The organism is Shewanella sp. DNRA4, assembly GCF_012843185.1.
Classification (GTDB): domain Bacteria; phylum Pseudomonadota; class Gammaproteobacteria; order Enterobacterales; family Shewanellaceae; genus Shewanella; species Shewanella xiamenensis.
In genome coordinates, this window is record NZ_JABAIP010000013.1 from 49,147 (window position 1) to 73,592 (window position 24,446).

Here is a 24,446-nt window from a genome sequence, read left to right on the forward strand (position 1 = left end):
ATAAACAATAAAGGGCGGCAATTATAACAGGCCCCAAATAGAAATAAATCTCTGGTCACAGACGGAACCAAGGCTTGACTAATACAAGCTCAAGAATGAGCTAGCGCTGTTTGAGGCGACTCCATCACCACTGTATTGCGACCACGCTCTTTAGCGCGATAAAGGCAGATATCGGCACGGCGTAATACATTCGAAATGGTGAGTTCATTTAATGCATCCGGTGGTAAATACACTCCACCAATACTAAGAGTAATCTTACCGGTAGGTGCACCCAAGTGCGGAATATTCAATGCAGCGACTTGATTGCACAGTTGGGTAGCAATGGCTTCCAATTGGATAGGTGTGATTTTCGCTAAAACAACTGCAAACTCTTCGCCACCAATGCGCGCCAGCAGCGCATTGGGTGGTAAAATTTCACAGCCTTTTAAATCCTGAGCCACTCGCCTAAGTACAGCATCGCCTTCAATATGCCCGTAGTTGTCGTTGTAACTCTTAAAATAATCAATATCCAACATCAACACACCGACTGCTGTGTTGCCATGGAGTAATGTGTCGAGTGTTTGTGTAAAGGGGCGTCGATTGCTCAGCCCAGTTAATTCATCGGTTTCAGCCATGACTCTGAGTTGCGTATTCACCGTTACCAGTGCTTGCTGTAAGTTAAGCATCTGTCGCTCTTTTTCTTCACGCAGCAATAACTCGTTCAGCGCTGCGGAAAACTGAGTCAACATCACTTTTTTTTGTTTAGTCCAATTTAGTGGCCGAGAAACCATTGATAGCGATAATAGCCCGACAATTTCATCGGCATTTTTCATGGCAAATGCGGCAATAGAGCAAATACCAATACCTCGAAGTAACCCGTATTCTTCAGGCGATGTTTGCTTCAATGAGTCGACATTCTCGATAACTAATGTCGATTCCTGCTCAAATTTTTGTGCCAGCAAAGTAACAACATCCGCAGAAATGCTAATAATTTCAGATACATTAGGTTCACTAGACCAAACGCAACGGTAGTTTACCTGTCGTTGGTTAAACTCTATTAGGCTTACCCTTTCGACATCAAATAATCGCCCGATTTTACGGCAAACCTCAGTAAGGTTGTTGTCTAAGTTAAGGGTCTCCACTGTTAAAAATTGCAATGATATTTCAGCTAACAGTTGGCTAGCTTGGGACTGCCAATTGAGCGCTTGAGTCCGCTCATCAACTAAACGTGCTAACTGACTTTGCTGTTGCTGCAATGCACGCTTTTGGCGTTTATTAACCGCAAGATCGTTACGAATTCTTTGATACATAGCCTGAAGCGATTGAGCAACATGACCAATTTCATCAGGATTTCTCACCACACTATCGGGTACGGTTAACTTAGGTAATGCATTCAGATTTATCTGGTTAGCAAACCGCTCCAATTCCGATAAACGACTGGTCACCAATAAACGCACCAGCGTAAGGATAAGATAAATCATCAGTAAGGTTTTAAGCCCATTGCCTAAGACAATAATGATCAATTGTTGCCATAATTCGTAATAGAGTTTGTCCGTATCCAGCCCGACAGTCAGCATACCAATCTGTTGTTCCTGATACATAATTGGGTAACGAAACAGAGTTTGTCGGGAATCCTTAGCGTGAATCGCCTTGCCCAACTGCATGGCTACGCCATCGATACTCTCTAAATTGACACTCGACACCATCGGCATCATGCGCAAGCCTGAAAGCAAATCAGATAACAGACCATGGTCCACATCCCAAAGTGACTTAGCAATAGTGGGTAAGATCGATTCGGAATATTCACGAATATCGGCAGTTGTATTATCAATGCTTTCTTGATAATTCCACACTAACTGCACCAGCATGGTCAGGACAGCAAAAAATGAGCTCACCCCAATAATAGTGAGCGTCATTCTATGACTGATGGAATGATTACGATGCTTCATGAATACCTATTAATTACTGTTGTGATAACTTATCCACTATTTGTGTCTTAAAAATCCCAGCCCAATCCCTTGCAACTAACTTCTGATAAAAAGCTGAATCGGGATTAAGTACCCTAAAGAGTTCTATATCCTTATAGGAGGAATAACGTTGGGTCTCTTGGTATTGTTTGAGCTGAATTAACCCTAAAGCACCCGCTAAAAAATGCCCACCTCCAAGAGCACTCACTTTACGTTCTTGGCAGAGCGACAAAATCTCAGGGGAAGTATTAATCGAACTGACCAGTACATCACGTCCAGGTTCAAGGCCCTTTTCACGGAGTGCTTTTACCACTCCGATAGCCATTTTATCGTTCGCCGTCCAGATTAAGGTTAAATCCGGATAACGGCTGAGCAAGGTTAATGTTTGATCATAAGCAATATCTTCACGCCATTGACCATATACTGTTTGAGTAACAATAACATTGGGTTGCATAAAGAAATAATCATTAGCGCCTTGAGTTCTTAACACTGATGCGGGCGTAGATTTATCGCCCGAGATTAATAAAACCTTAGCCTTTTTATTTTCTAAACGACTTAGCAAATTTTTAGCGGTATCAGCACCAATAGCATAGTTATCTGGGATAATCGCTGGTAATAAATAAGTTTGCCAATGTGGATCTGCCAATAAGTGTTCTCGCTCGGCGACAGAAATATCATTTAAAATCAATTGAACATATATGGGATATTGATAAAGCATCTGCAACATTTTTATCGCAGACTGCTTCTCATTCACTAAAATAATATGAGTAGGAAGTGATGGCTGAGATTTTAATAACGTTTCTAATTGAGCAATCATTTTAAAGTGATTGCGATCTGAATGTATGATTTGCAAATTAATATCAAGCTTTGATGAAGCCACCTGCATTAATTTATCGACATCACCCCAAAAGCTATCCGTAACCGCGCCTGGATTAAAAAAAACCACATCCAATTTAGCCCACGCAGGCAAAGCAAAACACAGTATGCCTATCCATAAACAACGTAAACATAATAGATGCAAAGGCGAGTACTCCTCGACCGTGTTTCCCCGCATGTGATCCATCACAGAGGTCACTTTATTATTATCGATTCACAACCTTGTTACCGCATAATTACCAAAACAACTCAATGGCAACCAACACTTCGATTAAACCACAAAATAACAAAAAGTGTACTTTATAATAAAGAATATTAATTTTTGCTCCTGTTTTAAGCTCGAAATTATAGAATATTCATTTAATATTAATAAGATAACTCGACGCATAAGATAAGAGGCCATTTTTAATTCCAATATTGCTCATTCAGCCTCTTTACATAGCGCACTTAACCACAGTCAATCCCTCAAGATTGCCTTACGTTTATTCTCTGTTAGTATATGTATAAATTCACAGTGATTGAGTGCTAACGACTTGCAGCAATTGGATCTTGTTCCGATCACCGAACTCAAGGGCGTCGCCAAAAGAGTCGCGGAAAAACTCGCCAAACTCGGCATCACAACAGTACAAGATCTGCTGTTTCACTTGCCCCTGCGCTACGAAGACCGCACGCAAATCTATCCCATCGCCGCACTCATGCCCGGAAATTACGGCACCATTGAGGCCGAAATCCAGTCGACTCAAATCCTTCAAGGCCGTAAACGCATGCTCGTCTGCAATGTGCGTGACGATACTGGCAGCATGAGCCTGCGCTTTTTTAACTTTTCAATGGCGCAGCGCAATGCGATGCAAAATGGATTAATGATCCGTGCCTATGGCGAAATTCGTCGCGGAAGTCATCAAGCGGAAATCGTGCACCCCGAATATAAAATCGTCTATCCGGGTGAGGATATTCACCTAAGCGATACACTTACGCCGATTTATCCCACCACCGAGGGCTTAAAACAGGCGAGTTGGATTAAGCTCACCGAACAGGCGCTTGAATTATTAGAAGATGGCGGCTTGACCGAGTTATTACCCGCCCATTTGCAGCCAAACAACATGAGCCTAAAACAGGCGCTGCAAACCCTGCATCGCCCCCATGCGGGGATTTCACAATTTGATTTAGAACTTGGTCAACACCCCGCGCAGCAGCGACTGGTGCAGGAAGAATTACTCGCCCACAACCTGAGCATGCTGCGCCTTAGGCAACGCAGTAACCTCGACGCCGCCGTGACCATGCATGCCACAGGGCAATTACTAAACCCTTTTCTCGCCTCACTGCCCTTTAAACCCACAGGCGCGCAGCAACGTGTCGTTGCCGAAATAGGTAAAGATTTAGCACAACCGCACCCCATGATGCGCTTAGTGCAAGGGGATGTCGGCTCAGGCAAAACCTTAGTCGCCGCCCTCGCCGCCCTTCAAGCGATTGAAAACGGCTATCAAGTGGCTATGATGGCGCCCACCGAATTACTCGCCGAGCAGCATGCAGCTAACTTTGCCGCGTGGTTTGAACCTCTTGGATTAAAAGTCGGTTGGCTTGCGGGTAAGCTTAAAGGTAAAGCTCGGGCGCAATCCTTAGCGGATATTGAATCTGGCGCCGCACAAATGGTGATCGGCACCCACGCCATTTTTCAGCAGCAGGTTATCTTCCACAGGCTCGCCTTGATCATCATCGACGAGCAGCACCGATTTGGTGTCCACCAGCGGATGGGACTCAGGGAAAAAGGTATCAATCAAGGGTTTCATCCCCATCAGTTGATTATGACGGCAACCCCGATCCCACGGACGTTAGCCATGACAGCCTACGCCGATTTAGACACCTCGATTATCGATGAGTTACCCCCTGGGCGCACACCCGTCACCACAGTCGCCATACCCGATTCGCGCCGTAATGAAGTACTCGAGCGCGTCCGCAACAGCGTGATCACGGACAAGCGCCAAGCCTATTGGGTCTGTACCTTGATTGAAGAATCCGAAGTCCTCGAGTGCCAGGCCGCCGAAGATACTGCCGAAGAATTACGACTATCGCTGCCGGAGCTGACCATAGGTTTAGTACACGGCAGGATGAAAAGTGCTGAAAAGCAACAAATTATGACTGACTTTAAAGCGGGAACCATCAACTTATTGGTGGCAACCACAGTAATTGAGGTCGGCGTCGATGTCCCTAACTCTAGCCTGATGATAATCGAAAACCCCGAACGATTGGGACTTGCCCAGTTGCATCAACTGCGAGGACGAGTAGGGCGCGGTGCCGTAGCCAGTCATTGTGTGTTACTCTACAAGGCGCCACTGAGTCAAACCGCAAGTCAGCGGTTGAATGTCCTGCGGCAGAGTAATGATGGTTTTGTTATCGCACAGAAAGACTTAGAGATCCGTGGTCCCGGTGAAGTGTTAGGCACTAAACAGACTGGGCTAGCCGAACTTAAGATAGCTGATTTAGTTAGAGATCAAGCGCTTATACCACATATCCAAAAGCTTGCGAATCATGTGATGTCGCAAGCACCCGATGCGGTTGATGCCATTATTCATCGTTGGCTTGGGCATAGGCAACAATATGTTCAAGCGTAAACCTTAAGCTAACCCCTTCAAGGTAAAATAAATTCAACCTGTTCAGCTAACCGCTATGGACAAGCGCGTGTAAACTTGCAAAATGGACTTGCAACCTAAAAGGCGGCACTTGCACTTTAATGTTAGCTGCATGATATTCACCACATTACCTTGACACTGAAGCGAAGGATGTAAAATGCAAGTTAATCAAGATGATAGAATTACACCTCAAGAGACCTCGTCTAGCAGTAATCGCTTTGCATTGATTGCGATTGTGCTCGTCATCCTGCTCTCTGCGGCAGGTTATTACTACTATAGTAAAGATGACTCACCCAAACTCATTCCTAATGCACCGATAGTACTACCAGAGCCGCCATCGTCAGAACCGCTTACTCTGGAAACAAACCCTGAGCCTGAAACCACTCCAGTGGAAAACGTAACACCACAAACGACCTCGACAGAAACTGACTCAACCACCACCGTTGAGCCTCAAGCGCCCGTAGAAACGGTGCCAAACTTGCCTGAGAGTGATGCTTTTGTGCATCAAAAAGCACTGGCACTTATCAGTAATAATGTCGTAGGTTCATCCTTAGTCACACAAGATTTGATCCGTCAGTTTGTAGTCTTCGTGGATAATTTGGCGCAGGGCGAATTGACCCGCAAAGTCAGCCCAATTAAGGGCCCTGAAAAACTCTTTACCGTGGCGGAAATCACTAACAAAGTGTATTTAAATCCAGAGAGTTACCACAGATACGATGCCTACGCGACCGTCATTGCCAATATGGATGAGCAAAGCTTAATGCACACCTACAAGCAACTCACGCCGCTATTTGATGAAGCCTTCGCTGAACTGGGTTATAGCAACGCCAAATTCAATGACAGAATGCTACAAGCAATTAAGGTGATGCTCGCAGCGCCAATTATTGAAGAACCCATTGAGCTGAGTTCAATTAGCGTCAACTATCGCTTCGTTGATCCCAATTTGGAAGCCTTACCTAGTGCCCAAAAACTGCTTGTTCGTATGGGACCAGAGAACACTCGTAAAGTGAAAGCTGCACTGCGTAAAATGGAAAGCCAACTCGCACAATAGATTGATATTCAATCAATAGTGACATTATTAATAATAAACAGGCGCCTCAAGCGTCTGTTTATTATTGATATCAAAGCCTGTTCAACTGAGGTTAAGCCACTTAGTCTACACTCCCTGTCTTTATCCCGTTCTGAAAACTATGTTAGCCAACAGTGACAAAGCAAAATCTCATTGCATTTTATTAACCTTGCATATGCAAATGACTTCATTAAAACTAAGGACTTAGTGTAGAATGTGCCGTTCAATAAATGGGGGAATTGTGTTCGTTCATCCAACGAGCAAATAGCGATAAGCCAGTCAATTCATTAATGTTTTCGCTTAGTTAGGGATAACTAAGACAGCTTTAAATAGTGTCGAGGCAAAGTAGTGCAACTCAGATTCAGCATCCTCTCTTGGGGGGCGTGGGCTCCAAACTATCAGCAGCATGATGACTGGCAAACTTGGTGCAAGCACTCGGCTGAAACGACCAAAGAGGCTTCACCCACTGACAGCATATCTCCGGCGCTTCCCCAAGTGCCAGCCATGCAGCGCAGGCGCTTTAGTCGTTTAACAAAAATGATGTTGGATGTGAGTTTTCAATGCGATGCTCCGCCTAACTGCCGTTCGATATTTGCTTCTCGCCACGGCGAGCTGCACCGTACTATTGGTCTACTCGAAGATATTATTCAAAAACAACCGCTTTCGCCCTTAGGTTTTAGTCAGTCGGTGCACAACACTGGCAGCGGTATTTTTGGCATTTTACACAATAACACCGCTCCTTCGACCTCAATTGCCGCAGGCACTGAAACCCTTTCCCAAGCCATGGTGGAAGCTTTCGCCCAGCTACATCAATCAACAGAGCCGTTATTACTGATCTTTGGCGATGATCCTGTGCCACCGGTATACGATGAGTTTACCCAAGAGTATGAACTCCCCTTAGCCTTAGGTTTTACCCTCGCGCCCGCTTGTCATCGCTCGTCCGTAAAGCTCACCCTAAGCCAACTGACTCAAGCACAGCAACAAGTTACTCCTGCGCTGTCCTACGGCATGTTGATCCATGCTCTAGCGACCTCACAAAACATTGCTGGCTGTTTATCCCATTGGCACTGGAGCGTAGAACATGGCTAATCCCGCTCCACAGGGGGCACAGTTCAATGTCGCTTATACGCTGCCCGAAAAACGCCGCACGGGAATCAACTATATTCCCCGTTGGCTCGGTGGCGTCAGTTGCTATATTGCCTTTGGTTTAGGTGGACTGTTAAGTTCGCTCACCATATTGCCGTTACTGCGTTTTTGGCCCGGCACACCGGAGGCGAGGATTATCCGCGTGCAAAAAGCGGTGCACACTATGTTTAAAGGCTTTGTCGCTATGTTGACGTGGGCTGGGGTGATCAACGTGAGCACCCATAATGCCGAGCAGTTACATAGCGCCAAAGGGGTGATCGTCATCGCCAATCACCCGAGTCTCGTCGATGTGGTGGTGTTGATCAGCCTCATGCCCAATGCGGGTTGTATCGTTAAACAAGGCCTTTGGCGTAATCCGTTTTTACGTGGTGTGGTTTCCTGCGCAGGTTATATCCCGAATCGCGGCGCAGAGTTGATGCTCGAAGATTGCCGCGAAGTGCTCGCCAGAGGCACTAATTTAATTATCTTCCCTGAAGGTACGCGCACAGTATTTGGCTCAATAATTAATGAATTTGCCCGGGGCGCCGCCAATATTGCTATTCGTACCCAAGCCGATATTTTACCTGTGGTTTTGCGCACCAATGTACGAGGTTTGACAAAGGAACAGCCTTGGTATGAGATCCCAAGGCAAACCATGGGGATGGCCGTCGAAATCGGCAATCCAATTCCTCACCAAGCCTATCAAGCCCCTTTGGGTGAGCATGCGAAAATGGCCCGACAATTAACTCGGGACCTTGAACAATATTATCAACAACAACTCGAAAATAATTATGACTTTACACAACGAAATTAAACAGTTAATTATCGACTGCCTCGACCTAGAAGATGTCAGTATTGATGATATTGAAACCGATGCCCCCCTATTTGGTGACGGACTCGGACTCGATTCTATCGACGCCCTCGAGTTAGGTTTAGCCATCAAGAAAAAGTTTGATGTCAAAATCGAAGCCAACTCGGATAGCACTAAGGCGCATTTTTACAGTGTGGCCAGCCTTGCTAAATTTATCGAATCACAGCGCCCATAGGAGAGGAAAATGCAAAACCGTGAACAAATCCTCGCTATGCTGACCACGATTTTAGTGGATGAGTTTGAAATCGATGCCGATGCGATTACCCCCGACGCCAATCTTTACGAAGAGTTAGATCTGGACAGTATTGATGCCGTCGATCTGGTGATTAAGCTGCAACAACTGACAGGCAAAAAAATTCAACCCGATGAATTTAAATCAGTTCGTACCGTCAATGATGTGGTCAACGCCATTGAAGGCCTAGTAAAAGACTAATGCGCGTCCTGCTACAGGTGCTCACCGCACTCGCGCTGATCGCCTACCCAGTTGCCGTGTATTTGGGGCTAAACTATCTACCCACAGGCACAATCGCCCTAGTGCTTTGCCTGTTGTTAGTAGTGCGTTTAATGCTGCAAAAGCAAAGAGTTAAGACATTAGCCTTGCCTTTGCTTGTGGGGATCGCGCTCACTGCTGGCAGTTTTGCGGCAAAACGTAGTGACTGGCTGTTGTATTACCCGGTGGTGATTAATCTCACCATGTTAGCCCTGTTTAGCTACTCGCTATACCAAGGCCCAAGCATGATAGAGCGGCTCGCGCGGTTAAAAGAACCCGACTTGCCGGATGAAGCCATAGGCTACCTTAAAAAAGTCACCCTACTTTGGTGCGGCTTATTTATCCTTAATGGCTCAATGGCGGCCTATACCGCCGCATTTACCAGCTTAGCAACTTGGACCTTGTACAACGGTTTGATTGCATACTTACTCATGGGACTGCTCCTCGGTGGGGAATGGTTATATCGCAGCTTTTGGTTGAAGAAAACATGACACAGCTACTCAAAAACTGGTTAATCCAGGGGCCATTCGCCCAACAACTGATCAGCTTTAACCACCATGACATAGTCACAGGTACCTTGTTTACCAATCAGGTGACCCATTTTTATGAGCAGCTGCGCCAAGCGCCTGAGCGAAAATGGCTACTGGCGAGTGATACCAGCGATCTGTTTGCCGTTGGCCTATGTGCCGCACTCTTGGCGGGTAAAGAAATTATTTTGCCGCCCAACACCCAAACCGGCACCTTGAGCGAATTAACACACCAATTTGAAGGCATATTGTCCGACAAGCCATTGTGCGAGAGTCACGCCTTTATCCTATTGAATAAAGAGCTGAGTCTGCCCACAAAATCTTGGCCCAAGAGCGACACCTTTGGTGAACTGGTGCTGTTTACCTCGGGCAGCAGTGGCGAGCCTAAGGCCATTCGCAAGAGCTTAAGGCAGCTCGATGCCGAAGTGACTGTGCTCGAGCATACCTTCGCCGAACATTTGCCCCATTGCAGTGTGGTCTCAACCGTTTCCCATCAGCATATCTATGGCTTGCTGTTTAAAATCCTCTGGCCCTTAGCCGCCAGTCGCCCCTTTTTAAGCGAGCAAATTGAATACCCAGAGACCTTAAGCTACTACACCGCACTGTTGCCGAATTTGTGCCTCATCAGTAGCCCAGCGCAATTATCCCGTTTGCCTAAGGCGCTAGAGCATGAACGCCAATTACGTTCACCCAGCTTGGTCTTTAGCTCTGGCGGCCCCTTAAGTTTCACCGCCGCCCAGGGTGTCGCCCAATGTTACGGCCATTTACCTATCGAGATTTTCGGCAGCACCGAAACCGGCGGTATCGCCTATCGTCGCCAACACGAGGCTGACGAACCTTGGCAAGTGTTTGAACAAATTACCATAGACCAAGACGCTGACGATGGTGCCCTGCTGCTGAAGTCGCCCTATTTGGCTGACGATCAGTGGTTACGTTGTGAAGATAAAATCGAGCCGATGGCCAATGGCCAATTCAGGCTCAAGGGAAGACTCGATCGCATCGTTAAGATTGAAGAAAAACGTCTTTCACTGGCGCAAATGGAGACCTTGCTCTGTAGCCACGCCTATGTCGAGCAGGCCGCCTTGGTCGTATTACCCCAGTTTAAATCCCAGCTAGGGGCGGTGATCACCCTGTCACCATTGGGCCGTAGCGTGCATCAAGAGCAGGGAAAACTCAGTATCAACAATGCGTTAAAAGCGCATCTACTGACCCAGTTTGAACGAGTAACCTTACCGCGCCGTTGGCGTTACCCCGACACCCTACCGTTAAACACTCAGGGTAAGCGTGTCGCCGCCCAGCTAGTTGAGTTATTTGACCATGATTAAGTCGAGTTTACCGCCGATACTCACATCAGAGTTCGGCCCTGATAGCATCGAATTACGCCTGCTGGTCGCCGCCGATCTCGAATATTTTAACGGCCATTTCCCCGAGCAAGCCGTACTCCCCGGCGTGACCCAACTCGATTGGGCCGTGCGCTTAGGTTGCGAGCATTTTGGTTACAACGCTGCGGTCGCTAATTTAGAAGTACTAAAGTTTCAACAGCTTATTCTGCCAGGGCAGGAAGTGACCTTAATCATCAGTCACAATGCCGCCAAGGAAAAACTCACCTTTGCCTACAGCGATGGCGACCACCGCTATGCCTCAGGCCGTATCAGCTTTGCCAGCCAGCAAGGTGATGGAGCGGCGCAGTGAGCGACGGAATGAACGACATAATATTAGCCCCGCCAAGTGATTTAATGGGCCCAGTCCCAATCAAGCTGGCACTGGTGATCCCCAATTACAATCACAGCGCCGCTATCGCCCAGACCTTGGCCGAGCTCGCCACTCTTAATCTGCCCTGCTATTTGATAGACGATGGCAGCAACGATGAGACCCGCTATCTGCTGCAATCCTTGGCGGAGCAACACGACTGGGTGACGCTACTGCAACACCCCTATAACCGTGGTAAAGGCGCGGCTGTGATGACGGGGCTTCGCCGCGCCTATCGCGATGGCTTTACCCATGCGCTACAGATCGATGCCGATGGCCAGCATAATTTGAGCGATATCCCCGCCATGCTCGCCAAGGCGCAGGCCAAGCCGGATGCACTGATCTCGGGTAAGCCAGAGTACGATGAGTCCGTGCCCAAGGGGCGACTCTACGGCCGTTATCTCACCCACTTTTGGGTATGGGTCGAAACCTTAAGCTTTGATATTCAAGATTCTATGTGCGGATTTAGGGTATATCCCCTAGCTGCCACCGAACGTCTCTTCAGCCAACAAGCACTAACAGAGCGGATGGATTTCGATATCGAAATCCTAGTAAAACTCTACTGGCAAGGGGTAGAAATTCTGTTTCACCCCACAAAGGTCATTTATCCCGAAAATGGCGTCAGCCACTTTCAAGGTGTGGCCGACAATGTGCGTATCACTAAACTGCACACGCGGCTATTTTTCGGCATGTTAAAACGTCTGCCGCAGTTGCTGCGCCGTAAACAAGCGGCGAAATCGACGTCATCTGCTCATACTGCGACCCATTGGTCAGCCATGAAGGAGCGCGGCAGTTATTGGGGTATCAAACTGTTAGTCGAAAGCTACCGTTTTGGTGGCCATTGGCTATGCCGCGCCATTATGTATCCGGTAATTTGCTATTTCTTCCTGACCGGCAAAGTCAGCCGCGAAGCCTCGTTGGATTTCCTGCGACGCGTGCAGCGCCTCGAGCCGCAACATCCGCAATTGAATCGCCCCATTCGCTGGCGCGATAGCCTGAACCACTTTCTCGCCTTTGGTAATGCGGCGCTCGATAGAATCGATGCCTGGTGCAACCGTATTCAATTAAGCCAAGTGGATTTTCCCGACCGCCAGGTGCTAGCCGATCAGCTAGAAAGTGGCAAAGGTGCCGTGCTGCTGGTCTCCCACTTGGGTAATCTCGAACTGTGCCGCGCGATTTCAATCCACCAGCGCAAGGTCAAAGTGAATGTCATGGTGTTAACCAGCCATGCCGAAAACTTTAATAATGTCCTCAAGCAATTAAACCCCGATAGCACGCTGAATTTGATCCAAGTAACCGAGCTTAATCCCGCCACCTCTATGCTGCTACAGCAAAAGATTGAAGACGGTGAGCTAGTGGTGATTGCTGGCGATAGAACCTCATCCCACTCCCAAGGACGCGTGGTATATGCGCCATTTATGGGTGAAGAGGCAGCCTTCCCACAGGGGCCCTTTATTCTGGCCGGACTCTTAGATTGCCCTGTGTATCTGATGTTTTGCCTGCGCGAGCAAGGGCGTTATCGAGTGCATTTAGAACGCTTCGCCGAGACACTTAAAGGCCCACGAGCGGGCAGAATGGAACGACTCCAACAGGCCGTTTCTCGCTACAGCGAACGCCTCGAACACTATGCAAGGCGTCAGCCCTTGCAATGGTTTAACTTCTTTGATTTTTGGCGGGATGATAACCAGGTTAACCGCGCGACATCCGCCCACAAAACGACAGCAGCACTCCCAGAGCAGGAGCGCACTACAGACAGGACAGAGCATTTATGAGCCACGCAGTTACTCACACGACAACCGTTGAGTCGCCAATCGAATTTGGCCGTCAGTTACTCACATTAGAGCAAGTCGTTGCCGTGGCTAAGGGCGCCAAGGTCAAACTCTGTGATGATGCCGATTATCAAGAATATATCCAAAAAGGCGCCCGCTTTATCGATAGTTTGCTGCACGAAGAAGGTGTGGTCTATGGCGTCACCACCGGCTATGGCGACTCTTGCACAGTCAACGTGAGTCTCGACTTAGTCCACGAGTTGCCACTGCATTTATCCCGTTTTCATGGTTGTGGCCTCGGCGAAGTCTTAAGCGTAATGCAGGCGCGCGCCGTGATGGCTTGCCGTTTAAACTCCCTCGCGATTGGCAAATCAGGTGTCACCTATGAGTTATTAAAGCGCATCGAAACCTTGCTTAATCTCAATATCGTGCCAGTGATCCCAGAGGAAGGTTCAGTCGGTGCCAGTGGCGATTTAACGCCATTGTCTTACCTTGCCGCCGTGCTGGTTGGTGAGCGTGAGGTAATTTATAAAGGCGAGCGCCGAGCCACCAAAGAAGTTTACCGCGAGCTGAATATCACGCCCCATGTGCTACGCCCCAAGGAAGGCTTAGCCCTGATGAATGGCACGGCAGTGATGACGGCATTAGCCTGTTTAGCCTTTGATCGCGCACAATATTTAGCGCGTTTAGCCAGCCGCATTACCGCCATGGCGTCGTTAACCCTTAAAGGCAACTCCAACCATTTCGACGATATTTTGTTTGCCGCCAAACCCCATCCAGGGCAAAACCAAATCGCCACTTGGATACGGGAAGATTTGAACCACCATGTTCACCCGCGCAATTCCGACAGATTGCAAGACAGGTATTCCATCCGCTGCGCGCCGCACATTATTGGCGTATTGCAAGACGCGCTGCCCTTTATGCGCCAATTTATCGAGACCGAAGTCAACAGCGCCAACGACAACCCGATTGTCGATGCTGAAGGCGAGCATATTCTCCATGGCGGCCATTTTTACGGCGGGCATATCGCCTTTGCGATGGACTCCTTAAAAAATACTGTGGCCAATATCGCCGATCTGATCGATCGCCAAATGGCATTAGTGATGGACCCTAAGTTTAACAACGGTTTACCCGCTAACCTTTCGGGTTCGACTGGTACACGTCGCGCCATCAACCATGGCTTTAAGGCGGTGCAAATCGGCGTTTCAGCTTGGACGGCGGAAGCACTGAAACACACTATGCCCGCGAGCGTTTTCTCACGCTCAACCGAATGCCATAACCAAGATAAAGTCAGCATGGGCACTATCGCCGCCCGTGACTGTATGCGCGTGTTGCAACTGACAGAACAAGTTGCCGCCGCAGCGCTGCTCGCCATGACCCAAGGCATTGATCTTCGTATTAAACAAAACGAGTTAGACGAAGCCTCACTGACCCCTTCGCTGGCGACCACGCTCGCCCAAGTGCGCGCTGACTTTGAGCCATTAGTCGAAGACAGACCGCTCGAAGCCGTATTGCGCCAAACCGTGGCGAAAATCCAAGCGGGCGAATGGGAAGTATGCCGATGAAAGCCTTGCTTAGCATAGAAATGGACATGCAGATCCCCTTCCACGATGTGGATTCGATGGGGATCACTTGGCATGGTAATTACCTGCGTTATTTCGAAATTGCCCGCTGCAAATTGCTCGACGAGTTAGGCTACAACTACCGCCAAATGCGAGCCTCGAACTACGCTTGGCCGATTATTGATGTGCAGATCAAATACGTTAAGCCCAGCACCTTCGAGCAACATATTACCGTGCGTGCCGAGTTAGTTGAGTGGGAAAATCGCCTAAAAATCAATTATCAAATCCGTGATACAGCAACGGGTGAGCGCATTACTAAGGGCTATACCATTCAGGCGGCGGTGGATATGACGAGCCAAGAAATGTGCTTTGTGACGCCAGAGGTGTTTCGCAGCAAAATCGCACCGCTGCTAGCAAAGGTTGATAACGAATGAATGTCCTCCTCAAAACCTGGTCGCGAGCTAAGTGGGTGCAATGGTTCTGCCAAGGCGCACTGTTAAGCTGCATGCTGCTTGGCTCTGTGCAGGCGCAAGACCTTGCTAACCTTACAGAAGCGAGCCAATATCAGCCCCTGTTTAACCAAGGAGCCGATAACGCCGCATTAGTCGCCCTCAGCCAAAAGCTTAACCTTGGCGAGACAGTACGCGGCCACTTTGTGCAATCCCGCCAACTTAAAGTGTTAAAAAAGCCCCTCATTAGCCAAGGTCAGTTTGTGTTCGACAAGGACCAAGGGCTGATTTGGCAGCAGCTTACGCCCTTTGAGTCCTTGCTCATTTTAAAAGATAAGCAACTTATTCAGCGAGATAGCCAAGGACGAGTGCAAGTTAGCAGCGCCGATGCTTCGGCAAATGCAGCAGCCATGGGGGATTTATTACCAAGTCTGGTGAGTGCCATGCTGGGCGGTGATATTTCAGGATTAAGCAATCATTTTGAACTGCACTTCTTAGCTCAAAAAACGTTAACGAACGAATTAGCTAAGGAAAACTGGCAGCTAGGATTAACCCCTAAAGATCCGCTGATGAAAAAAGCCATCGCTAACATGGTGCTCGAAGGCAGCGATACTCTTCATGCCTTAGTGTTGCTCAGCGCCGCACCCAGCGTGAGTCCGCAGGATATCACCCGTATCGATTTTCGCGAGCTGCGCCAAGGTAAACTGAGCGAGGCCGAATTGGCCCAGTTCTCCATCGCGCTAACTCAAAAAGTTTCTCCACGGGAGACTGATCCTCAAGAGAGCAAGGCAAAATAATGGCGACCAAGATTGCCACGCGCATAGGTCACAGGCTGATGCACACATCAAGCAAATTACGCCTTGCGATTTGGCTGTGTCTGATGCTGGCGGCGAGCCTGTGGACGCTGCAACTGTGGCAAAATGGAGCTAAGGTTCAAAGCGATATTCTCGCCATGTTACCCCATCTGCAGCAGGATGCGCTCACAGCGCGCGCCCTCGAGCAAGTGGAGTCAACACTCGCCGATCAAGTGTATCTTGCCCTGATTGCCAAGGATGAAACGCAAGCAATTGCGGCGGCAACGCTCCTGATGGAGCAGCTTAAGACTCAAAATACCGCCTTTACCGATATTCGCAGTGCCAACATGCAAATGGGTGAAGCCCTAGGCCAATATTATTTTCCCCATCGATTTAAGCTATTAACCCCAGAGCAAGCCGATGCGTTAACCCATAATGGCCTCGATAGCTTAGTTGCCTCGGCCACACAACAGCTCTACAACGCCTTTAGTTACGCCAATAGCCAACTGCTCACTCAAGATCCTTTGCTGTTATTTCCCGCCAATTTGCTCGCCCTCGCGCCCAGCTCGAAACTGAGCGCCAAGCAAGGGATTTTACTTGCTCATCCCAACCAAGGTGTTGATACCAAACAAGGTGTTAATAGCAGTGAAGGCGTGGCCGCTATTGTGATGGCAAAGGGTAAAGACAGCGCCTTTAATCCTAATGCCCAACTCATTCAGCAAGCAGCGTTAACACAAGCACTTACTACAGTCACTGAGCAATATGCCGGCATACAAGTGTTACAGGCGGGCGCGCTATTTCATGCTATAGAAGCAACGAATACCGCTAAGAGTGAAATCTCTGTCCTCGGTCTCGCCTCTTTGCTCGGCGTAGTGTTATTGGTTTGGCTGGCGTTTCGCTCCGTGATGCCACTCTTGCTGGCGATGGTGACCATAGGCAGCGGCTTGCTGCTGGCGGTGACCTTTACCCTAAGCGTGTTCGGGGAGCTGCATTTACTTACTCTCGTCTTTGGCACTAGCCTGATTGGGATTGCTATCGACTACAGCTTCCACTTTTACTGCGAGCGGTTAAGCGATCATCAGCGTAGCGCGCAAGCGACCGTGACCTATATCTTCCCCACTGTGTCGCTAGCCTTTATCACCAGCGCCTTAGCCTATGTCGGTATCGGTTTAGCGCCGTTTCCCGGCATGCAGCAGGTGGCGATTTTCTGTGCCTCTGGCTTACTCGGCGCCTACCTGACGTTAGTGTTGGCTTACCCACTCTTAGCGGGCAGCAAGTTACCTTCGGGAGAACGTCCGTTAACCCTCGCACAGGCTTATCTTGCGAAACTCACCGGATTCTCAAACAAGCTGGTGTCGCCATGGGGATTGAGTCTATTCACCTTAGTGTTCGTAGGTGTTTGTCTGCTGGGTATCAGCCAACTTAAGGTGGATGATGATATTCGCCATTTACAACAAAGCCCTGCGAGCGTAACAGAGCCTGAAGATAAGCTCAGAAAACTCCTCAGTGGCGGTACCGATAACCAGTTTTTATTGGTGCGCGCGCCAAATGAAGAAGCCTTACTGCAACGGCTCGAAACCCTTAGCCCACAGCTCGATGCCGCCATAAAACAGCAGGAGCTGGGCAATTATGTCAGCCTCAGCCGTTACCTACCGAGCAAGCAAAAGCAAGATGCGGCGTATCAATTACAGGGCGAGATTTACCAGTCGCAATTAACCACAGTACTAAGCCACATTGGCCTTGATGACAGCCTAGCGCCAAGCCTTTCTGCCGTCTATCTTGACGCCAAGGATAGCTATATCACCCCGGCGGATTTTTTCGAACTGGGCTTTGGTAAACAGCTAGCACCACTTTGGCTTGCACCACTAGGGTTAGCGCCACTTGAACACTCAACGGAGCCAAGGGCCAGTGCAGATAATACACAGCGAGGAAGCGATAGCCATGGCGCCATAGTGTTGCTCGGTGGTATTGAAGATATTGCAGCTCTCAAAGCGCGCTTTGCCAAAGATCCACAGGTACAACTTATCGATAAAGTCGCGGATATCTCCACCGTGATGGGGCATTATCGCCTGCTCACCCTTAAATTATTGGGGCTAGCACTGGTTATCGCGCTCTTGCTATTTAGCCTAAGTTTTGGACTCAAAAAGGCCACTGTGGTTGTCGCCGTGCCAGCACTCGCCGCGGTACATACCTTAGCCATTTTAGGCTTAGTCGGCTCCCCCTTAAGCTTATTCCATGCGCTGGCGCTGATTTTAGTCTTCGGGATTGGGATAGATTACAGCTTGTTTTTTGCCGCCGCAGCGCAACATGGCAGGGCGGTGATGATGGCGGTGTTTATGTCCGCCTGCTCGACCCTATTGGCCTTTGGCTTACTCGCCTTTAGCCAAACCCAAGCTATTCATTACTTTGGATTAACCCTATCCCTCGGCATAGGCTTTACCTTTGTACTTTCGCCATTGATTTTGACCACTCGTCAGGTTTTAACCACCAACAAGGTCTCGATACCTACAAGGAATGTTATTTAAATGTCCACATCTACTGCGGCTAGCGCCACACCGTCTCACTCCCTTTGCGTCGATGTCGCCATTATCGGCGCGGGCCCTTCAGGCTCGATTGCCGCTAGCCTGCTACATAAGCAAGGCAAACGTGTCATCGTGCTCGAAAAACAACACTTTCCGCGCTTTTCGATTGGTGAGAGTTTGCTGCCCTGCTGTATGCAATTTATTGAAGAAGCGGGCATGTTAGAGGCGCTGAATGCCGCGGGATTCCAATATAAAAATGGCGCGGCCTTCCGCCGTAATGGGGTATATACCACCTTCGACTTTACCGACAAATTTACCCCAGGGCCGGGAACAACCTTCCAAGTACAACGGGGAAACTTCGATAAATTACTCGCCGATACTGCGGCAAGCTTTGGGGTGGAGATCCGTTACGGTGAAACCGTTGAGGCGATAGATTTAACTGCCGCGCCACGTTTAACTGTGCGTAACGAGCAGGGTGAACTTTATCAAGTCGAGGCCAAATATGTACTCGATGCCAGCGGTTTTGGCCGCGTATTACCACGGCTGCTCGACCTCGAAACGCCTTCCTCACTTCCTACCCGCAGCGCCATCTTCACCCATGTGGAAGATAACATCAGCGATCCCAACTTCGACCGGAATAAGATTTTAATTAGCGTCCACCCGCAGCATCAGGATATTTGGTACTGGTTAATACCCTTCAGCAACGGCCGCTGCTCACTTGGTGTGGTGGCTGAACCGCAATTACTCGCGCGCCTCGAAGGCGATTTAGAGCAGCAGTTAATGACCATAGTCAAGGAAGAGCCCGGCCTTAACGCACTACTTGCCAATGCCAAAGTCGCCCAACCCTGCGCGACGCTCAAGGGCTACTCCGCCAACGTGTCACGCCTCGCCACCGATAAATTTGCGTTGCTGGGCAATGCCGGCGAGTTCCTCGACCCGGTGTTTTCATCAGGCGTAACTATCGCCATGCAGTCGGCATCCATGGCTGCAAAATGCGTGACCAAACAACTTAATGGTGACACAGTGGATTGGCCTACCGAGTACTCAGCGCCGTTAATGCAAGGGGTGAACACCTTCCGCACCTATGTGCAAGCTTGGTACGATGGCCGCTTCCAAGATGTGATTTTTTATGAAAATCCGAATCCTAAAATCAAGCAAATGATTTGCTCGATTTTGGCGGGCTATGCTTGGGATGCGCAAAATCCCTTTGTTAAAGAATCCGAGCGACGTCTAAACATGGTGGTCGAGCTATGTCGGCAGGATGCTGAACTCATAACAGGCAAACCCGTAATCAGCGAACTCACAATCAACGAATTAGCCGAGGTGTAATTCGATGCGCTTAAGCCTTAACGCCAAAGGTCGCCCTAACGCCAAAGGTCGCACAAAAGCGATAGTGACAGTTGCCCTAATGCTCTCAAGCCTCGGCTTGATGGGCTGCAGTGAGCTGCTCTATCGGCAAACCTGCGTCGGATTCACAAAAGATATGCGTTATTGCTTAGCGCCACTGCCACAGCATTTTGGCCCTGCAATGGATAAACCACTCACTAAGCCAACAACTCAGCCAGCCGCAAACCCAGCTGGCACAGACTCTGCGAACCAGAGTCAAAGTCAGCAAGGCGACAGCAAAGCAAAGGTATCCTCCCAATCTTTTAGTCAGAAGGTGAGCATAAAAGTGGGCGATAACACCCATGAGCTGCTCACCCAGCTTGAACTTGAAGGGGAACGCATGACGCTGGTTGGGCTCGCTCCGCTAGGGCAAGCGTTGTTTACCTTGGTTTACGATGGGAATACACTCAGCAGTGAGCAGAGTCAGCTACTCGGGAATGAGTTTAAAGCCGAATATCTGATGGCGATGATGCAACTTATCTATTGGCCAGAACAGAGTATTCGCAGTCATTTAGAAGGTGGAAGTTTAGTGACAGGGCTATGTGACGCCATCCCCTGCCGCCAGTTTTATAGCCAAGACACGCTTATCAGTTACAACGATAACCAAACCCAAGTAATACAAATTCGTTATCAGCACCAAACCGACGATACCCTTTGGCAGGCACATATTAATTTAACCATGCCGCAGGCAAAGTTTGAGTTAGAGATACAACCCATTTAAGCGTCACGTTATAGGCAGCCAATCAAAGATAAAACTTTAAAACTAATCATATTAGCCACTTATATTTACCACCCAGATTCGGTAATAGGTATAGCAAGCAGCAATGAATAACAGAGTCGCCATTACACAGATTGGATTGTGTACCCCGTTAGGGCAAACGCCCGAGCAGGTGTTAGCCCGCTTGATTGCAGGCGATACCAGCGCCATGCAAATTAGCGATACCCTATTATTTGGGCAGTCAACACTGGTTGCGCCCGTCACTGAGCCATTACCAGCGATACCTGCCGTACTGGCGCAATTCGATTGTCGCAATAATCAGTTACTCTTGGCTGCCGCACTGCAAATTCGCGATGCCGTAGAGCAAGCCAAAAGTGACTTTGGCGCCGACCGCATCGGCGTAGTCTTAGGCACCAGCACCTCGGGGATTTCGAAGGGCGAAGCCGCCTTGGCCTATCGCAATCAACACAGCCACTTCCCCGCCGATTACCATTACTTCCAGCAGGAACTCGGCAGCACCAGCGATTTTTTACGCCAGTTATTTGCGCTCCATGGCCCTTGCTACACCATTTCGACCGCCTGCTCCTCTAGCGCCAAAGTGTTTGCCAGCGCCAAACGCCTACTTGAGGCCAAGCTGTGCGATATGGTGATTGTCGGCGGTATCGACAGCCTGTGCCAACTCACAGTCAACGGGTTTCACGCCTTAGAATCGGTTTCCAAGGGGCATTGCAATCCCTTCAGCGCCAATCGCGATGGCATCAATATCGGTGAAGGCGCCGCGCTATTTACCCTGACCTTAGCGACAGACAACACAGCAAATGAAGCCTGCGTATTGCTCGCAGGTATTGGCGAGTCGAGCGATGCGCACCATATGTCGGCGCCACATCCTGAAGGCGCAGGGGCGATTGCCGCCATGCAGGCCGCGCTTGCTGATGCACAAATATCTGCGCAAGATATTGATTATATAAACTTACATGGCACAGCAACGCCTAAAAATGATGCAATGGAAAGCCGCGCCCTACTCTCGGTATTTGGCGACACGCCGCCCCCTGCAAGCTCAACCAAACCGCTGGTCGGCCATACCTTAGGCGCTGCGGGCGCGATTGAAGCCGCATTTTGTTACCTTTTGCTATCACAGCATAATCACAGCTTTGCCCTGCCGCCCCATAGGTTTGATGGGCAGCAAGATCCGCAGGACCCCAGCATTGCGCTAGTCGCGCCCATGCAGTGCGCCGAGCATGGCAAGCTTAACTATGTGATGAGCAACTCCTTCGCCTTTGGCGGCAGCAATGCCAGCCTGATTTTTTGCCGTAAAGGGGCTTAAGATTGATGTCCAGTTCTATCGATACCGCAATTTCAGCCGCCGAGCCGATTTGGCTGCAACACTTAGCCGAGCAGAATATTGCCGATTTTATTCCGCATCGTGCGCCAATGATCTTGATTGATAAGATTATTAGCCATCAGCCGGATGCGCTTGAAACCGAAGTGCTGATCACTCCGCAAAGCGCTTATTTTGACGAGCAACGTCAGGCCGTCCCCAATTATGTGGGCATCGAATATATGGCGCAGAGCATTGCCGCTTTAGCGGGCGTTGAGGCTAAACTGCGTCACGATAAAATCCGCGTGGGATTTTTATTGGGATCGCGTAAATTAGCCTTACACACGGCGCAATACGAACTCAATCGCTGCTATCGGACACGGGTTAAACGCCTCTATCAGGAAGAGTCGGGACTGGCGGTATTCGATTGCCAGATTTATCTATTGCCCGAGGCGCAAGCGCAGCAAACACCACTGTTAGTGGCCGAGGCCAATGTGAATGTGTTCCAACCCCAGGACACCCAAGCGTATATCGCCTCAAGCCAACAGGCTTAATGCCATGAGGCATGCTTGGCAGCAACAAGTCTTATCACAAAAGGATTTAGCCCTTTGATGCACAAACAACTCATCGAGCATCACGGGTGGAGAAATAAAGATGAATAACAGAGTATTAGTCACAGGTTCGAGCCGTGGTATTGGCAAAGCCATCGCCCTTAAACTGGCTGCGGCAGGTTATGATATCGCGCTGCATTATCACAGCAATCAGGCCGCAGCCGATGCCAGCGCCGCAGAACTTCGCGCCCTTGGTGTTAACGTCAGCCTCTTAAAGTTTGATGTTGCCGACCGCGTTGCCGTCAAAGCCGCCCTTGAGGCCGATATCGAGGCTAATGGCGCCTACTATGGCGTGATACTCAATGCGGGCATCAACCGTGACAATGCTTTTCCGGCGATGAGTGAAGCCGAATGGGATAGCGTAATCCACACTAATCTCGATGGTTTTTATAATGTGATTCATCCCTGCGTTATGCCTATGGTACAAGCACGCAAGGGCGGACGAATTATCACCTTGGCTTCAGTTTCCGGTATCGCGGGTAACCGTGGTCAGGTCAATTACAGCGCCTCTAAAGCCGGATTGATTGGCGCGACTAAGGCGCTGTCCTTAGAGCTGGCCAAACGTAAGATCACCGTAAACTGTATCGCCCCAGGCTTAATCGAAACCGATATGGTGGCGGATATTCCTAAGGATATGGTCGAGCAGTTAGTGCCGATGCGCCGCATGGGCAAACCCAATGAAATCGCCGCCTTAGCAGCCTTTTTAATGTCGGACGATGCCGCCTATATCACGCGCCAAGTGATTTCGGTGAATGGAGGCATGATCTAAATGACTGAGCCGACAAACCCGACCCGCTTGGGTAGACGAGTTGTTGTCACTGGTATCGGTGGCATTACCGCCTTAGGTCACGACTGGCCGAGTATCGCAAACCGCCTTAAGGCACAAAAAAACTGTGTAGTAACGATGGCGGATTGGGACAAATATGACGGGCTAAACACTCGCCTTGCCGCCCCCGTGACCGATTTTGAAGTGCCAAGCCATTATTCGCGCAAAAAAATCCGCTCCATGGGACGCGTCTCGATTATGGCGACTCGTGCCAGCGAACTTGCACTTATCGATGCGGAACTCTTGGACGATCCTATCGTCACTTCGGGAGAGATGGGCATTGCCTATGGATCTTCCACGGGCAGTACCGATCCCATTACCGCCTTTGGCGATATGCTGAAAACTGGCGATATGTCGGGCGTTACCGCCACCAGTTATATCCGCATGATGGCCCACACCACAGCGGTAAACGTGGGGGTTTTCTTTGGCCTTAAAGGGCGCATTCACACCACCAGCAGCGCCTGCACCTCAGGCAGCCAAGGCATAGGCTACGCCTATGAAGCGATTAAATATGGCCAGCAAACCTTAATGCTCGCGGGCGGCGGTGAAGAACTCTGCCCCACCGAAGCAGTGGTATTTGATACGCTGTTTGCAACCAGTACCAAAAACACGACGCCAGAATTATCGCCTCGCCCTTTTGATGCCCAGCGCGATGGTTTAGTAATTGGCGAAGGCGCTTGTACGCTAGTGCTTGAAGAGTTAGAACACGCCAAAGCGCGCGGCGCGAAAATTTACGCCGAGATCGTCGGTTTTGGCACTAACTCCGATGGTCAGCATGTGACTCAGCCCAATAGCGAAACCATGGAGATCGCCATTCGTTTAGCCCTTAAGGATGCAGCGCTCACGCCCGATGCGATTGGCTATGTCAATGCCCACGGCACCGCCACCGACCGCGGTGATATTGCCGAAAGCCATGCGACCCACGCGGTATTCGGTGCGGATATGCCGATTTCATCCCTTAAAAGCTACACGGGCCATACCTTAGGCGCCTGCGGCGCGTTAGAGGCTTGGGTCAGCATTGAGATGATGAATGCGGGTTGGTTTGCCCCGACGCTCAATCTCGACAATATCGACTCAGAATGTGCCACGCTCGATTACATTCGTGGCGAACCACGTGCACTCGACACCGACTATGTGATGAGTAATAACTTCGCCTTTGGTGGTATCAACACCTCACTGATTTTTAAACGCTGGAAAACGACATAAGGACA

At 49.4% G+C, this 24,446-nt stretch carries 22 protein-coding genes; 20 read left to right on the forward strand and 2 right to left on the reverse strand.

Going from position 1 to position 24,446, the window contains the following annotated elements; translation table 11 throughout:
• Nucleotides 1-89: 89 nt before the first annotated feature.
• A complete protein-coding gene (locus HG547_RS14865; protein ID WP_248278753.1) occupies nt 90-1,928 on the reverse strand; it encodes a GGDEF domain-containing protein in 1,839 nt (612 codons plus the stop codon).
• A 13-nt stretch (nt 1,929-1,941) separates the two neighbouring features.
• Nucleotides 1,942-3,000, reverse strand: coding sequence for an ABC transporter substrate-binding protein (locus tag HG547_RS14870; protein ID WP_169548324.1), 1,059 nt, complete (start codon nt 2,998-3,000; stop codon nt 1,942-1,944).
• A 355-nt stretch (nt 3,001-3,355) separates the two neighbouring features.
• On the opposite strand from HG547_RS14870, the gene recG reads away from it, so the two are divergent.
• The 20 genes from recG to HG547_RS14970 all read left to right on the forward strand — a co-directional run bounded on the left by recG (nt 3,356) and on the right by HG547_RS14970 (nt 24,441).
• Nucleotides 3,356-5,431 carry an ATP-dependent DNA helicase RecG gene (gene recG, locus HG547_RS14875; protein ID WP_169548247.1) on the forward strand — a complete coding sequence of 692 codons (2,076 nt, stop codon included), beginning with the start codon at nt 3,356-3,358 and terminating at the stop codon, nt 5,429-5,431.
• 175 nt (nt 5,432-5,606) lie between these two features.
• Nucleotides 5,607-6,500, forward strand: coding sequence for a DUF3014 domain-containing protein (locus tag HG547_RS14880; RefSeq protein WP_169548248.1), 894 nt, complete (start codon nt 5,607-5,609; stop codon nt 6,498-6,500).
• A 366-nt stretch (nt 6,501-6,866) separates the two neighbouring features.
• Nucleotides 6,867-7,607 carry a beta-ketoacyl synthase chain length factor gene (locus HG547_RS14885; RefSeq protein ID WP_169548249.1) on the forward strand — a complete coding sequence of 247 codons (741 nt, stop codon included), beginning with the start codon at nt 6,867-6,869 and terminating at the stop codon, nt 7,605-7,607.
• Nucleotides 7,600-8,457 carry a lysophospholipid acyltransferase family protein gene (locus HG547_RS14890; protein ID WP_037427684.1) on the forward strand — a complete coding sequence of 286 codons (858 nt, stop codon included), beginning with the start codon at nt 7,600-7,602 and terminating at the stop codon, nt 8,455-8,457. The genes HG547_RS14885 and HG547_RS14890 overlap by 8 nt, the downstream gene beginning before the upstream one ends.
• On the forward strand, nt 8,435-8,689 hold the full coding sequence (locus tag HG547_RS14895; protein ID WP_011074022.1) for a phosphopantetheine-binding protein: 255 nt from the start codon (nt 8,435-8,437) through the stop codon (nt 8,687-8,689). The genes HG547_RS14890 and HG547_RS14895 overlap by 23 nt, the downstream gene beginning before the upstream one ends.
• A 9-nt stretch (nt 8,690-8,698) precedes the next feature.
• Nucleotides 8,699-8,947: an acyl carrier protein gene (locus HG547_RS14900; RefSeq protein ID WP_011074023.1), complete on the forward strand. Its 249-nt coding sequence runs from the start codon at nt 8,699-8,701 to the stop codon at nt 8,945-8,947.
• The gene (locus HG547_RS14905) at nt 8,947-9,495 is read left to right on the forward strand and encodes a hypothetical protein (RefSeq protein ID WP_169548250.1); all 549 of its coding nucleotides are present in this window, start codon (nt 8,947-8,949) and stop codon (nt 9,493-9,495) included. The genes HG547_RS14900 and HG547_RS14905 overlap by 1 nt, the downstream gene beginning before the upstream one ends.
• Entirely contained in the window at nt 9,492-10,856 is a 1,365-nt protein-coding gene (locus HG547_RS14910) for an AMP-binding protein (RefSeq protein WP_169548251.1), read from the forward strand. Before HG547_RS14905 ends, HG547_RS14910 begins: the two co-directional genes overlap by 4 nt.
• Nucleotides 10,849-11,223, forward strand: a complete 375-nt coding sequence (locus HG547_RS14915) for a thioester dehydrase (RefSeq protein WP_169548252.1) — start codon at nt 10,849-10,851, stop codon at nt 11,221-11,223. Before HG547_RS14910 ends, HG547_RS14915 begins: the two co-directional genes overlap by 8 nt.
• A gap of 20 nt (nt 11,224-11,243) precedes the next feature.
• On the forward strand, nt 11,244-13,052 hold the full coding sequence (locus HG547_RS14920; protein WP_169548325.1) for a glycosyltransferase family 2 protein: 1,809 nt from the start codon (nt 11,244-11,246) through the stop codon (nt 13,050-13,052).
• Nucleotides 13,049-14,614, forward strand: a complete 1,566-nt coding sequence (locus HG547_RS14925) for an aromatic amino acid ammonia-lyase (protein ID WP_169548253.1) — start codon at nt 13,049-13,051, stop codon at nt 14,612-14,614. Before HG547_RS14920 ends, HG547_RS14925 begins: the two co-directional genes overlap by 4 nt.
• Nucleotides 14,611-15,045, forward strand: a complete 435-nt coding sequence (locus HG547_RS14930; RefSeq protein WP_169548254.1) for an acyl-CoA thioesterase — start codon at nt 14,611-14,613, stop codon at nt 15,043-15,045. Before HG547_RS14925 ends, HG547_RS14930 begins: the two co-directional genes overlap by 4 nt.
• Before the next feature lie 71 nt (nt 15,046-15,116).
• Nucleotides 15,117-15,857, forward strand: a complete 741-nt coding sequence (locus HG547_RS14935; protein WP_348981365.1) for an outer membrane lipoprotein carrier protein LolA — start codon at nt 15,117-15,119, stop codon at nt 15,855-15,857.
• Nucleotides 15,857-18,379 carry an MMPL family transporter gene (locus tag HG547_RS14940; RefSeq protein WP_169548256.1) on the forward strand — a complete coding sequence of 841 codons (2,523 nt, stop codon included), beginning with the start codon at nt 15,857-15,859 and terminating at the stop codon, nt 18,377-18,379. Before HG547_RS14935 ends, HG547_RS14940 begins: the two co-directional genes overlap by 1 nt.
• Nucleotides 18,380-19,705 (forward strand): NAD(P)/FAD-dependent oxidoreductase, encoded by a 1,326-nt coding sequence (locus HG547_RS14945; RefSeq protein WP_169548257.1) that lies wholly within the window; start codon nt 18,380-18,382, stop codon nt 19,703-19,705. It begins immediately after the preceding gene.
• Nucleotides 19,706-19,709: 4 nt separating this feature from the next.
• The gene (locus HG547_RS14950) at nt 19,710-20,483 is read left to right on the forward strand and encodes a DUF3261 domain-containing protein (RefSeq protein WP_211164670.1); all 774 of its coding nucleotides are present in this window, start codon (nt 19,710-19,712) and stop codon (nt 20,481-20,483) included.
• Between the two features lie 103 nt (nt 20,484-20,586).
• Complete coding sequence (locus tag HG547_RS14955; protein ID WP_169548258.1) at nt 20,587-21,804, forward strand: beta-ketoacyl-[acyl-carrier-protein] synthase family protein; 1,218 nt, start codon at nt 20,587-20,589, stop codon at nt 21,802-21,804.
• Nucleotides 21,805-21,809: 5 nt separating this feature from the next.
• Complete coding sequence (locus HG547_RS14960) at nt 21,810-22,352, forward strand: hotdog family protein (protein ID WP_169548259.1); 543 nt, start codon at nt 21,810-21,812, stop codon at nt 22,350-22,352.
• 100 nt (nt 22,353-22,452) lie between these two features.
• Nucleotides 22,453-23,178, forward strand: coding sequence for a 3-ketoacyl-ACP reductase FabG2 (locus HG547_RS14965; RefSeq protein WP_037424987.1), 726 nt, complete (start codon nt 22,453-22,455; stop codon nt 23,176-23,178).
• Nucleotides 23,179-24,441 carry a beta-ketoacyl-ACP synthase gene (locus tag HG547_RS14970; protein ID WP_169548260.1) on the forward strand — a complete coding sequence of 421 codons (1,263 nt, stop codon included), beginning with the start codon at nt 23,179-23,181 and terminating at the stop codon, nt 24,439-24,441.
• Nucleotides 24,442-24,446 lie beyond the last annotated feature (5 nt).